Origin of the sequence: Streptomyces sp. Root431, from assembly GCF_001426585.1 — a bacterium.
Taxonomy (GTDB): Bacteria; Actinomycetota; Actinomycetes; order Streptomycetales; family Streptomycetaceae; genus Streptomyces; species Streptomyces stackebrandtii.
Map to the genome: position 1 here is coordinate 374027 of NZ_LMEI01000008.1, position 12037 is coordinate 386063.

A 12037-nucleotide genomic window follows, 5' to 3' on the forward strand; every position below is an offset into this window, starting at 1 on the left:
GGCCCGTTCGCCGTTTCCCGTCGGTCTGGCGCGGGCGTCGCAGCCGATGCCGAAGAGCCGGGCCTCGGCCTCCAGTGCGGCCACGCCGGCTCCTCCGAACCCACCCGGCCCTGCTCCTTGGCGAGTTCGTACTGCAGGTCGCGGTAGGACGCGAGGCCGAGGGCCTGGCAGAAACGGGTGACGGTGGCCTGGGAGGTGCCGGTGAACCGCCCCGCCTCGGAGGCGGACGACTTCGGGACGAAGTGCCCGCCGACGCCCGCAGGGCGTTGTCAGTGGCGTCCTCTACGGTCGGTCGGGCAGGGGATCACCGACGCAGGGGGGCGCCGTGACGGCGACGGAAGCAGTGCCGGCCAAGGCCGTACCCGACTGGCGGGGCGGCTTCGGACGGTTGTGGACGGCCGCGGTCGTCTCCCGGTTCGGCGACTCGCTGCGTACCGCCGCCCTGCCCCTGCTCGCCGCCTCGCTCACCGACGACCCCCTCCTCATCGCCTCCGTCACCGCCTGCGGCTTCCTGCCCTGGCTGCTCTTCGGACTCCTCGGCGGAGCCGTCGCCGACCGGGTCGACCAGCGCCGGGCCATGTGGGCGGCCGACCTCGTCCGCGCGGCGCTCATGGCTGCGTTCGCCGTGGCTGTCGCGCTCGGACACGCCGGCATCGCCCTACTGCTCGTCCTCGCCTTCGCCCTCACGACCCTGCAGACCCTCTTCGACAACGCCGCCACGGCGCTCCTCCCCGCCCTCGTCCCCACCGAGGCCCTGGCCGCGGCCAACGCACGGCTGATGACCGGTCAGCAGTTCGCGGGCGGCCTCCTCGCCGCACCCCTGGTGCCCGCCCTGCTCCTCGCCGGGGACGCCGTGCCGTACGCGGCCGACGCCGCCACCTACGCCCTCGCCGCACTCCTCATCGCCTCCCTGCGGACCGGAGGCCCCGAGCGGCCGCCCCGCCCCGCCGGGTCCACCCTCCGCAAGGAGATGGCCGAGGGACTTGCCACCCTCCGCCGGGACCGCCCCCTGCGGTGGCTCTGCACCGCCACCACCCTCTGCAACATCGGCATGGGCGCCCTCATCGCCACCCTCGTCGTCCACGTGACGGACGGACGCCAGGCGGGAAGCGCCGGAAACACCGCATACGCGGCCACCATCACCGCCTACGCGGTGGGCGGCGTCGCCGGCGGCTTCCTCGCCCGCCGCGTCGCCGAGCGGACCGGACGGATACGCGCCGTGGCCCTCGCCGGGACGTTCCAGACGGGCTGCCTGGTCCTGATGGGAGCCGTCCCCGTCCTCGCGGTATCGATCGCGGCCATGGCGGTGTTCGGCTTCATGGGGACGGTGTGGAACGTGAACCAGACGACCCTCATGCAGGAGCGCGCCCCCGAGGGGATGCTCGGCCGCATCGCCGCGGCCTTCCGCACCCTCGCCGTCGCGGGCGCTCCCTTGGGGGCCCTCCTCGGCGGCGCCGCGGCCGCCGGCTGGGGACCGCACACGCCCGCCCTCCTCGCGGCGGCGCTGTTCGCGCTCGCCGTAGCGTCGTTGGCCCCCCTGATCAATTAGGTTGGAGGGGCAGCGGGGCAGACATACGAGAAGAAGTGGGCGATGTCCGAGATGAACAACGAAGGCCGCACCAGGCTGAACCGGCTGCCCGAGTGGGCGGCCCTCGGCAAGCACCGTGAGCAGCTGGGCGACACCCACCTGCGCGAGCTCTTCGCCGCGGACCCGGCCCGCGGCACCGGCCACACCCTGCGGGTCGGCGACCTCTACCTGGACTACTCCAAGCACCTCGTCACCGACGAGACGCTGACCCTGCTGCGCGAACTCGCCGCCGCCACCGGCGTGGCCGAGCTGCGCGACGCCATGTTCCGCGGCGAGAAGATCAACACCACCGAGGACCGCGCGGTCCTCCACACCGCGCTGCGCGCTCCGCGCGGGGCCGTGATCGAGGTCGACGGCGAGAACGTCGTCCCCGGTGTCCACGCCGTCCTCGACAAGATGGGCGCGTTCGCCGACAGGGTCCGCGCGGGCGAGTGGACCGGCCACACCGGCAAGCCGGTCAAGAACATCGTCAACATCGGCATCGGCGGCTCCGACCTCGGTCCCGCCATGGCCTACGAGGTCCTGCGCTCCTTCACCCAGCGGGACCTGACGCTCCGTTTCGTCTCCAACGTGGACGGCGCCGACCTCCACGAGGCCGTCCGCGACCTCGACCCGGCCGAGACCCTCTTCATCGTCGCCTCGAAGACCTTCACCACCATCGAGACGATCACCAACGCCACCTCCGCCCGCAACTGGCTCCTCACCGGCCTGCGGGCCGGCCAGGAAGCCGTCGCCAAGCACTTCGTGGCCCTCTCGACCAACGCCGAGAAGGTCGAGGAGTTCGGCATCGACACGGCGAACATGTTCGAGTTCTGGGACTGGGTCGGCGGCCGCTACTCCTACGACTCCGCCATCGGCCTCTCCCTGATGATCGCCATCGGCCCGGAGCGCTTCCGCGAGATGCTCGACGGCTTCCACCTCGTCGACGAGCACTTCCGCACGGCCCCGCCCGAGGAGAACGCGCCGCTGCTCCTCGGCCTCCTCGGCGTCTGGTACGGCGCGTTCTTCGACGCCCAGTCGCACGCCGTCCTGCCGTACTCCCACTACCTGTCCAAGTTCACCGCCTACCTCCAGCAGCTCGACATGGAGTCCAACGGCAAGTCGGTGGACCGCGAGGGCAACCCGGTCGACTGGCAGACCGGCCCCGTCGTCTGGGGCACCCCCGGCACCAACGGGCAGCACGCCTACTACCAGTTGATCCACCAGGGCACCAAGGTCATCCCGGCCGACTTCATCGCCTTCGCCCGGCCCGTCGCCGACCTGCTCCCCGGCCTCGTCGCCCAGCACGACCTGCTGATGGCCAACTTCTTCGCCCAGACCCAGGCGCTCGCCTTCGGCAAGACGCCCGAGGAGGTACGGGCCGAGGGAGTCGCCGAGGAGCTCGTCCCGCACAAGACCTTCCAGGGCAACCACCCGACCACCACGATCCTGGCCGACGCGCTCACCCCGTCCGTCCTCGGCCAGCTGATCGCGCTCTACGAGCACAAGGTCTTCGTCCAGGGCGCGATCTGGAACATCGACTCCTTCGACCAGTGGGGCGTCGAGCTCGGCAAGGTCCTCGCCAAGAAGATCGAACCGGTCCTGACGGACGGCGAGGGCGGCGAGCAGCTCGACAGCTCGACCGCCGGGCTCGTCTCGGCCTACCGCGCGCTGCGCGACCGGGGCTGATCGCATGACGGGGGAGAACGCGGTGCGGCTGCGGCCGCCCAGGAACGCCGTGGACGAGCGGGCCGTCGCCTGGTGGCGGAGCCAGCTCCTGGTCACCACCGCCGTCCCGGTGGTGGTCCTCGGCGTCCTCGGCGCGCTCATCGGGCCCGCCCGGTTCTGGCTGCTCCTCGCGGCCGGCACCGTCGCGGCCCTGGGCCTCGCATGTACCGCGTTCTTCCCCGCCTGGTGGTTCCGGGTGCACCGCTGGGAAGTCACCGACGAGGCCGTCTACGTCCGCACCGGGGCCCTCTGGCAGGAGTGGCGGATCGCCCCGATGTCCCGGATCCAGACGGTCGACACCGTACGCGGCCCGCTGGAGCAGCTCTTCCGGCTCGGCACCGTCACGGTCACCACCGCCTCCTCGAAGGGCGCGCTGCGGATCGAGGGCCTCGACCACGAGCTCGCCGCCGAGCTCGGCGAACGGCTCACGGCCCTCACCCAGGCGACCCCCGGGGACGCCACATGAACGAGGCCGGACACGGCGCGGACCCGCGCGACGGCGGCATAGGCGGCGCCGACGGGCCGCGCGGGGAAGGCCCCGCCGAGGAGTGGCGGCGCCTCGACCGGCGCATGCTCCTGGCCACCGCCGCCGTCCTGTGCGGCGTGGCCGGCGGCGCCGGTCTGCCCACCACTCTCGGCCTCGCCGGATCCCGGCCGCTGTGGCAGGCCCTCTCCTGGGTCCTCGCCGGAGCGTTCCTCCTCGTCCTCGGCGGCACGCTCGTCGACTACGTCCGCTTGCGCCGCACCCGCTACCGCATCGGCGCCGAGCGGGTCGAGCTCCACACCGGGCTCCTGCTGATCAAGCGCCGCTCCCTGACCCGCGAGCGCATCCGCAGCGTCGACCTCACCGCCAACCCCCTCCAGCGGGTACTCGGCCTCGTCAAGGTCCGCATCGGCACCGGCGAGAGCACCGGCGGCAGCGAGTCCACGCTCGAACTCGACCTGGTCACCCGCGCCGAGGGCGAGCGCCTGCGCCACGAGCTCCTCGCCCGCACGACCACCGGCCCCGAGGACCTGCCGCACGAGGGCGCCCTCGCCACCGTCGACCCCCGATGGATCCGCTACGCCCCGGTCTCCTTCGTCGCCCCGGCCCTCGGCGGAGCGGCGGCCGGAGCCGTCATGCAGGTCAGCGAGTGGTTCGGCGCCCAGGCAGCGGTCATCGACTGGATAGGGGACCGCTTCCGGGACGTCTCCGTCACCTGGATGATCGTCGACCTGATCCTCGTCGCCACCGTCGTCGGAGCCGTCGGCGCCCTCGGCCTCTGGGTCGAGATGTGGTGGAACCACCGCCTGGAGCGCGAGCCCGGCGGCACCCTCCGCGTCCGCCGCGGCCTCCTCACCGCCCGCTCGGTCTCCATCGAGGAGCGCCGGCTGCGCGGGATCGAGGTCGTCGAGCCGCTGGGGGTGCGCCTGGCCGGGGCCGCCCGCGTCGACGCCGTCGCCACCGGCCTCGCCAAGGACGACGGGGACAAGCACGCCGACCTCAAGACCCTGCTGCCGGCCGCACCCCGGGAGATCGCCGACCGCGTCGCCGCCCAGGTCCTGCGGGAGCCCGAACCGCCCACCGGGGCGCCCCTCGCCGCCCACCCCCGTGCCGCCCGCACCCGTCGGCTGCGCTGGGCCCTGTGGTCCGTCGCCGCCCCGGTCGCCCTTCTCGCCGGACTCGGGCTCCTGCTCACCCCGGTCCTGCTGTACGTGGCGGCGGGCTGCGCCGTCGTCCTCACCCCGATCGCCGTGCTCCTCGCCCTCGACGCGTACCGCGGTCTCGGACACGGCGTCAGCGGCGCCTATCTGGTGACCCGTTCGGGCACGGTCCGGCGCGCCACGGTCGCCCTCCAGCGCTCCGGCGTCATCGGCTGGACCGTCAAGCAGTCGTACTTCCAGCGCCGCGCGGGCGTGCTCACGCTGACCGCCACGACGGCGGCCGGCGACGGCGCGTACGCCGTCTACGACGCGGGCGAGACCGAGGGCCTGACCTTCGCCGCCGAGGCCGTACCGGACCTCCTCGCACCCTTCCTGGAGCCCGTACCGACGCCGGAGGCCCGGTCCACCAAGGGGTGAACCGGGCCTCCGGGGCGCGCAGTCGAACGGATCAGGCGGAAGCCGGCGGATACAGGCTCCGCGGCAGCTCCGAGGCCGCCGCCGCGTCGAGCAGCCACAGCGTGCGCGAGCGGCCGTAGGCGCCCGCCGCCGGGGCCTGCACCTCGCCCGCGCCGGACAGCGCGATCGCCGCGGCCTTCGCCTTGTCCTCGCCGGCCGCGAGCAGCCAGACCTCCTTGGCCGCCCTGATCGCCGGAAGCGTCAGGGAGACCCGGAGCGGCGGGGGCTTGGGAGCGCCGTGCACCCCGACCACCGTCCGCTCGGTCTCGCGGACCGCCGGAAGCTCGGGGAAGAGCGAGGCCACGTGCGTGTCCGGGCCGACGCCCAGCATCAGCACGTCGAAGGCCGGCACCCCGCCGCCCGCGGCGGCAGCCGCCGATCGAAACGGGCCGGGACCCGCCGCGGCGGCCAGCTCCTCCGCGTACGCGGCAGCGGCGGCGTCGACATCGCCGTACGCCCCGTCCGAGGCCGGCATCGGGTGCACCCGCGCCGGGTCGAGCGGCACCCGGTCGAGCAGCGCCTCACGGGCCTGGGTGACGTTCCGTTCGGGATCGCCCTCCGGCAGGAAACGCTCGTCTCCCCACCACAGGTCGAGCCGCGACCAGTCGACCGCGTCCCGCGCGGGCGCCGAACCGAGCGCCGCGAGCAGACCGTTGCCGTTGCGTCCGCCGGTCAGCACGACCGAGGCGGAGCCGCGGGTGGCCTGGGCGTCCACGATCTTGGTGATCAGCCGGGCCGCGGCGGCCTGTGCCATCAGCTCCTTGTCGCGGTGCACGACCAGCTGCGGGGTGCTCACTTGGCCGCCGCCTTCTTGGCCGGAGTCTTCTTCGCGACGGGCTTCGCGGGGGCCGGGGCCGACTCCACGACCACGACCGCCTCGGCGACGGGCTCGGGAGCGACGGTCGCCGCCTCCTCGTCCAGCCGCTCCAGGCCGAACTTGAGCGCCGTCGCGTAGGTGTCGTCCGGGTCGAGCCGGCGCAGCTCCTCCGCGATCAGCTCGGCCGTGTCCCGGCGCTTGAGCGCCACGCCACGGTCCGGCTGCCCCTGGATGGAGAGGGTCGCGAGCGAGCCGTCCGGCCGGTCCAGCACGATCGGTCCGGAGCTGGTCTCCATCCGTACGGAGGTGAGACCGGGCCCCGCCGACTTCGCGCGCCGCACCGGCACCTTTAGCCGCTCGGCCAGCCACATCGCGAGCAGCTCGACGCTCGGGTTGAACTCCTCGCCCTCGACCTCGGCCGAGGTGACCTCGCACGCGACCTGGTCGAGCGCGGCGGCGAGCATCGAGCGCCACGGGGTGATCCGGGTCCACGAGAGGTCCGTGTCGCCCGGGGTGTACGTGTCCGCCCGTGCCGTCAGCTCCTGGATGGGCTGCTCGGCGGCGTACGTGTCGGTCACCCGGCGCTGGGCGAGCGCGCCCAGCGGGTCGTTCGCCGGGTCGGTCGGCGCGTTCACCGGCCACCAGACGACGACGGGGGCGTCCGGGAGGAGCAGCGGAAGCACCACCGACTGGGCGTGGTCGACGACCTCGCCGTACAGCCGGAGGACAACCGTTTCGCCGGTGCTGGCGTCGGCGCCGAGGCGGACCTCGGCGTCGAGCCGCGCCTTGGCGCGGTCCCGCGGGGAGCGCGAGACCCGCTTGATGACGACGAGGGTCCGCGAGGGGTGCTCGCGGGACGCCTCGTTGGCCGCCTTCAGCGCGTCGTAGGCGTTCTCCTCGTCGGTGACGATGACGAGGGTGAGCACCATGCCGACGGCCGGGGTGCCGATCGCCCGCCGCCCGAGCACCAGCGCCTTGTTGATCTTGGAGGACGTGGTGTCCGTCAGGTCGGTCTTCATGGCCGGCGCCAGCTCCGTCCGTCTCGTGCGAGCATCTCGTCCGCCTCGACCGGACCCCAGGTCCCGGACTGGTACTGCGCGGGCTTGCCGTGCTTGTCCCAGAACTGCTCGATCGGGTCGAGGATCTTCCAGGACAGCTCGACCTCCTCCACGCGCGGGAAGAGGTTCGAGTCGCCGAGCAGGACGTCGAGGATGAGCCGCTCGTACGCCTCGGGGCTGGACTCCGTGAAGGACTCGCCGTAGGCGAAGTCCATCGACACGTCCCGGATCTCCATCTGGGTGCCGGGCACCTTGGAGCCGAACCGCACCGTCACGCCCTCGTCCGGCTGGACCCGGATCACGATGGCGTTGCGGCCGAGCTCCTCGGTCGCGGTGTGGTCGAAGGGGGAGTGCGGGGCACGCTGGAAGACGACCGCGATCTCGGTGACGCGACGGCCAAGGCGCTTGCCCGTACGGAGGTAGAAGGGGACGCCCGCCCAGCGGCGGTTGTCGATCTCCAGCTTCACGGCCGCGTAGGTGTCGGTCTTCGACTGGGGGTCGATGCCGTCTTCCTGGAGGTAGCCGACGGCCTTCTCGCCGCCCTGCCACCCGGCCGCGTACTGACCGCGGACCGTGGTCTTCCCCAGGTCCTTCGGCAGCTTCACCGCGCCGAGGACCTTGGTCTTCTCGGCGGCGAGCGCGTCGGCGTCGAAGGAGGCGGGCTCCTCCATCGCGGTCAGCGCGAGCAGCTGGAGCAGGTGGTTCTGGATGACGTCACGGGCGGCGCCGATGCCGTCGTAGTACCCGGCCCGGCCGCCGATGCCGATGTCCTCGGCCATGGTGATCTGGACGTGGTCGACGTACGACCTGTTCCAGATCGGCTCGAAGAGGGTGTTGGCGAAGCGGAGCGCCAGGATGTTCTGGACGGTCTCCTTGCCGAGGTAGTGGTCGATGCGGAAGACCGCCTCGGGCGGGAAGACCTCGTGGACGACCTCGTTGAGCTCCTTGGCGGAGACCAGGTCGTGGCCGAAGGGCTTCTCGATGACCGCGCGGCGCCAGGAGCCGTCCTTCTGGTCGGCCAGGCCGTGCTTCTTCAGCTGCCGGACGACCAGGGGGAAGAACTTCGGCGGCACGGAGAGGTAGAAGGCGAAGTTGCCGCCGGTGCCCTGTGCCTTGTCCAGCTCCTCGACGGTGGACTTCAGCTTCTCGAAGGCCTCGTCGTCGTCGAAGTCGCCCTGGACGAACCGCATGCCCTGGATCAGCTGCTGCCACACCTCCTCGCGGAACGGGGTGCGCGCGTGCTGCTTGACCGCCTCGTAGACCTCCTGCGCGAAGTCCTCGTCCTGCCATTCGCGGCGGGCGAAGCCGACGAGCGAGAAGCCCGGCGGCAGCAGGCCGCGGTTGGCCAGGTCGTAGACGGCAGGCATCAGCTTCTTGCGGGACAAATCGCCCGTGACGCCGAAGATCACCAGGCCCGACGGCCCCGCGATGCGCGGGAGCCGTCGGTCGGCGGCGTCACGGAGCGGGTTGGCTCCGTCGACTGCGCTCAAAGTGCTTACGCCTCCGCAGGTACGCGGCGCGCGAGCTCCGCCTCGGTGGACTTGAGCAGGTCGTTCCAGGACGCCTCGAACTTGTCGACGCCCTCGTCCTCCAGGAGCTGCACGACCTCGTCGTAGCTGATGCCCAGCTTCGCGATGGCCGCCAGCTCCGCGCGGGACTGGTCGTACGTGCCGCGCACGGTGTCACCGGTGACCTCGCCGTGGTCGGCGGTGGCCTCCAGGGTGCCCTCCGGCATGGTGTTGACCGTGCCCGGGGCGACCAGGTCCACGACGTACAGCGTGTCCTTGTACGCCGGGTCCTTGACGCCGGTCGAGGCCCACAGCGGACGCTGCTTGTTGGCCTGCGCCTTGTCGAGGGCGGCCCAGCGGTCGGAGGAGAAGACCTCCTCGTACGCCTCGTAGGCCAGGCGGGCGTTGGCCAGAGCGGCCTTGCCCTTGAGCGCCTTGGCCTCGTCCGTGCCGATGCCGTCCAGGCGCTTGTCGATCTCCGAGTCCACACGGGACACGAAGAAGGACGCCACCGAGTGGATCTTCGAGAGGTCGAGGCCGCGCTCGCGGGCCTTCTCCAGGCCCGCAAGGTAGGCGTCCATGACCGCGCGGTAGCGCTCCAGCGAGAAGATCAGCGTCACGTTGACGCTGATGCCGAGGCCGATGACCTCGGTGATCGCCGGCAGACCCGCCTTGGTAGCCGGAATCTTGATGAGCGTGTTGGGGCGGTCCACCAGCCAGGCCAGCTGCTTGGCCTCGGCGATGGTGGCGACCGTCTCGTGGGCGAGACGGGGGTCGACCTCGATGGAGACCCGGCCGTCCTGGCCGTCGGTCGCCTCGAAGACCGGCCGCAGGATGTCGGCGGCGTCGCGGACGTCCGCCGTCGTGATCATGCGGATGGCCTCGTCGACGGTCACCTTGCGGGCGGCGAGGTCGGCGAGCTGCTGCTCGTAACCGTCACCCGAGGAGATGGCCTTCTGGAAGATCGACGGGTTCGTGGTCACACCGACCACGTGGCTCTGGTCGATGAGCTCGGCCAGGTTGCCGGACGTGATCCGCTTGCGCGAGAGGTCGTCCAGCCAGATCGCGACGCCTTCGTCGGAGAGGCGCTTGAGAGCGTCTGTCATGAGAATTGCATCTCCATTAAGTCGTACGTATTGGCGTCAGCGCGCGGCGGCGGTGAGAGATTCCCGGGCGGCGGCGACGATCGCCTCCGGCGTGAACCCGAACTCGCGGAAGAGGACCTTCGCGTCCGCCGAGGCACCGAAGTGCTCCAGCGAGACGATCCGGCCGGCGTCCCCGACGTACCGGTGCCAGGTGAGACCGATGCCGGCCTCGACCGCGACACGGGCCTTGACCGCCGGCGGCAGGACCGAGTCCTTGTACGCCTGGTCCTGCTCCTCGAACCACTCGACGGACGGCATCGAGACCACGCGGGTCGGGACGCCGGCGGCCTGGAGCTGCTCGCGGGCCTCGACGGCCAGGTGCACCTCGGAACCGGTCGCGATCAGCACCAGCTCCGCGTCGCCGCCCTCGGCGTCGAAGAGCACGTAGCCGCCCTTGGCTGCGTCCTCGTTCGGCGCGTAGGTCGGCACGCCCTGACGGGTGAGCGCCAGACCATGCGGAGCACCCTTGCCGAAGACCTTGGTGTGCCGCTTCATGATCTCGCGCCAGGCGATCGACGTCTCGTTGGCGTCGGCCGGACGGACCACGTTCAGACCCGGGATCGCACGCAGCGAGGCCAGGTGCTCCACCGGCTGGTGCGTCGGGCCGTCCTCGCCCAGACCGATCGAGTCGTGCGTCCACACGTACGTCACCGGCAGGTGCATCAGGGCCGACAGACGCACGGCGTTGCGCATGTAGTCGGAGAACACCAGGAAGGTGCCGCCGTAGATGCGGGTGTTGCCGTGCAGCGCGATGCCGTTCATCTCGGCGGCCATCGAGTGCTCGCGGATGCCGAAGTGGATCGTGCGGCCGTACTTGTCGGCCTCCGGCAGCGGGTTGCCCTCGGGCAGGAACGACGAGTTCTTGTCGATCGTCGTGTTGTTCGAGCCGGCCAGGTCGGCAGAGCCGCCCCACAGCTCGGGGATGACCGCGCCGAGCGCCTGGAGGACCTGGCCCGAGGCGGCACGGGTCGCGATGCCCTTGCCGGGCTCGTAGACCGGGAGCTTCTCCTCCCAGCCGGCCGGCAGCTCGTTCGCCTGGATGCGGTCGAACTCCGCCGCCCGCTCCGGGTTGGCCGTACGCCACTCCGCCAGGGACTTCTCCCACGCGCCACGGGCCTCACGGCCCCGGTCGCCGAGCGAGCGGGTGTGCGTGATGACCTCGTCGGTGACCTCGAAGGTCTGCTCCGGGTCGAAGCCCAGGACGCGCTTGGTGGCCGCGATCTCCGCGTCGCCGAGCGCCGAGCCGTGCGAGGCCTCGGTGTTCTGCGCGTTCGGCGCGGGCCAGGCGATGATCGAGCGCATCGCGATGAACGACGGACGCTCGGTCTCGGCCTCGGCGGCCCTGATCGCCGCGTACAGCGCGGCCGGGTCCAGGTCGCCGTTCGACTGCGGCTCGACGCGCTGGACGTGCCAGCCGTACGCCTCGTACCGCTTCATCGTGTCCTCGGACACGGCGGTCTCGGTGTCGCCCTCGATCGAGATGTGGTTGTCGTCCCACAGCAGGATCAGGTTGCCGAGCTTCTGGTGACCGGCGAGCGAGGACGCCTCGGCGGAGATGCCCTCCTGCAGGCAGCCGTCACCGGCGATCGCGTAGATGCGGTGGTCGAACGGGGAGGTGCCGGGGGCCGCCTCCGGGTCGAACAGACCGCGCTCGAAGCGGGCGGCCATCGCCATGCCCACGGCGTTGGCGACACCCTGGCCCAGCGGGCCCGTGGTCGTCTCGACGGCGGCCGTGTGGCCGTACTCCGGGTGACCGGGGGTCTTCGAGCCCCAGGTGCGGAAGGCCTTCAGGTCGTCCAGCTCGAGACCGAAGCCACCCAGGTACAGCTGGGTGTAGAGGGTCAGGGACGAGTGGCCCGCGGAGAGGACGAACCGGTCGCGCCCGACCCATTCGGGGTCGGCCGGGTCGTGCCGCATCACCTTCTGGAAGAGGGTGTACGCGGCGGGCGCCAGGCTCATCGCCGTACCAGGATGGCCGTTGCCGACCTTCTGTACGGCGTCCGCGGCCAGGATGCGGGCGGTGTCGACAGCCCGCTGGTCCAATTCGGTCCACTCGAGGTCTGTGGTGGTCGGCTTAGTGCTCACCCTGGGTCAGGGCTCCTCTCCACATGTTC

Annotated in this window: 9 protein-coding genes and 1 pseudogene; 4 read left to right on the forward strand and 6 right to left on the reverse strand. The window is 71.8% G+C overall.

The features are described 5' to 3' along the window. Positions 1 to 104 precede the first annotated feature (104 nt). A pseudogene (locus ASC82_RS31045) lies at positions 105 to 227 on the reverse strand (MurR/RpiR family transcriptional regulator); the annotation flags it as partial. Between the two features lie 98 nt (positions 228 to 325). Between ASC82_RS31045 and ASC82_RS12765 the strand changes: the two are divergent. From ASC82_RS12765 to ASC82_RS12780, 4 genes are all read left to right on the forward strand, one after another. After that, positions 326 to 1549, forward strand: coding sequence for an MFS transporter (locus ASC82_RS12765; protein ID WP_056645980.1), 1224 nt, complete (start codon positions 326 to 328; stop codon positions 1547 to 1549). A gap of 51 nt (positions 1550 to 1600) precedes the next feature. Next, the gene (pgi, locus tag ASC82_RS12770; RefSeq protein ID WP_056646396.1) at positions 1601 to 3256 is read left to right on the forward strand and encodes a glucose-6-phosphate isomerase; all 1656 of its coding nucleotides are present in this window, start codon (positions 1601 to 1603) and stop codon (positions 3254 to 3256) included. A 4-nt stretch (positions 3257 to 3260) separates the two neighbouring features. After that, positions 3261 to 3761: a PH domain-containing protein gene (locus ASC82_RS12775; RefSeq protein WP_056645983.1), complete on the forward strand. Its 501-nt coding sequence runs from the start codon at positions 3261 to 3263 to the stop codon at positions 3759 to 3761. A 104-nt stretch (positions 3762 to 3865) separates the two neighbouring features. Continuing rightward, positions 3866 to 5356 carry a PH domain-containing protein gene (locus ASC82_RS12780; protein ID WP_056646399.1) on the forward strand — a complete coding sequence of 497 codons (1491 nt, stop codon included), beginning with the start codon at positions 3866 to 3868 and terminating at the stop codon, positions 5354 to 5356. A 31-nt stretch (positions 5357 to 5387) separates the two neighbouring features. Here ASC82_RS12780 and pgl read toward each other — a convergent pair whose 3' ends face one another. Genes pgl through tkt form a run of 5 tightly spaced genes read right to left on the reverse strand, consistent with a single transcriptional unit; the run spans position 5388 to position 12008 of the window. After that, positions 5388 to 6191 carry a 6-phosphogluconolactonase gene (gene pgl, locus ASC82_RS12785; RefSeq protein WP_056645987.1) on the reverse strand — a complete coding sequence of 268 codons (804 nt, stop codon included), beginning with the start codon at positions 6189 to 6191 and terminating at the stop codon, positions 5388 to 5390. Then, complete coding sequence (gene opcA, locus ASC82_RS12790; protein ID WP_056645992.1) at positions 6188 to 7231, reverse strand: glucose-6-phosphate dehydrogenase assembly protein OpcA; 1044 nt, start codon at positions 7229 to 7231, stop codon at positions 6188 to 6190. The genes pgl and opcA overlap by 4 nt, the downstream gene beginning before the upstream one ends. Further along, positions 7228 to 8760, reverse strand: a complete 1533-nt coding sequence (gene zwf, locus ASC82_RS12795; protein ID WP_056645996.1) for a glucose-6-phosphate dehydrogenase — start codon at positions 8758 to 8760, stop codon at positions 7228 to 7230. Before zwf ends, opcA begins: the two co-directional genes overlap by 4 nt. A 5-nt stretch (positions 8761 to 8765) precedes the next feature. Then, positions 8766 to 9884 (reverse strand): transaldolase, encoded by a 1119-nt coding sequence (tal, locus tag ASC82_RS12800; protein WP_056645999.1) that lies wholly within the window; start codon positions 9882 to 9884, stop codon positions 8766 to 8768. A gap of 36 nt (positions 9885 to 9920) precedes the next feature. Next, positions 9921 to 12008 carry a transketolase gene (gene tkt, locus ASC82_RS12805; protein WP_056646002.1) on the reverse strand — a complete coding sequence of 696 codons (2088 nt, stop codon included), beginning with the start codon at positions 12006 to 12008 and terminating at the stop codon, positions 9921 to 9923. Between the last annotated feature and the right edge of the window lie 29 nt (positions 12009 to 12037).

Bases quoted from the DNA above. Each gene is read 5' to 3' on its own strand.
- tal (WP_056645999.1), bottom strand. From the start codon at position 9,884: ATGACAGACGCTCTCAAGCGCCTCTCCGACGAAGGCGTCGCGATCTGG.
- opcA (WP_056645992.1), bottom strand. From the start codon at position 7,231: ATGAAGACCGACCTGACGGACACCACGTCCTCCAAGATCAACAAGGCG.
- pgi (WP_056646396.1), top strand. From the start codon at position 1,601: ATGAACAACGAAGGCCGCACCAGGCTGAACCGGCTGCCCGAGTGGGCG.
- ASC82_RS12775 (WP_056645983.1), top strand. From the start codon at position 3,261: ATGACGGGGGAGAACGCGGTGCGGCTGCGGCCGCCCAGGAACGCCGTG.
- ASC82_RS12780 (WP_056646399.1), top strand. From the start codon at position 3,866: ATGCTCCTGGCCACCGCCGCCGTCCTGTGCGGCGTGGCCGGCGGCGCC.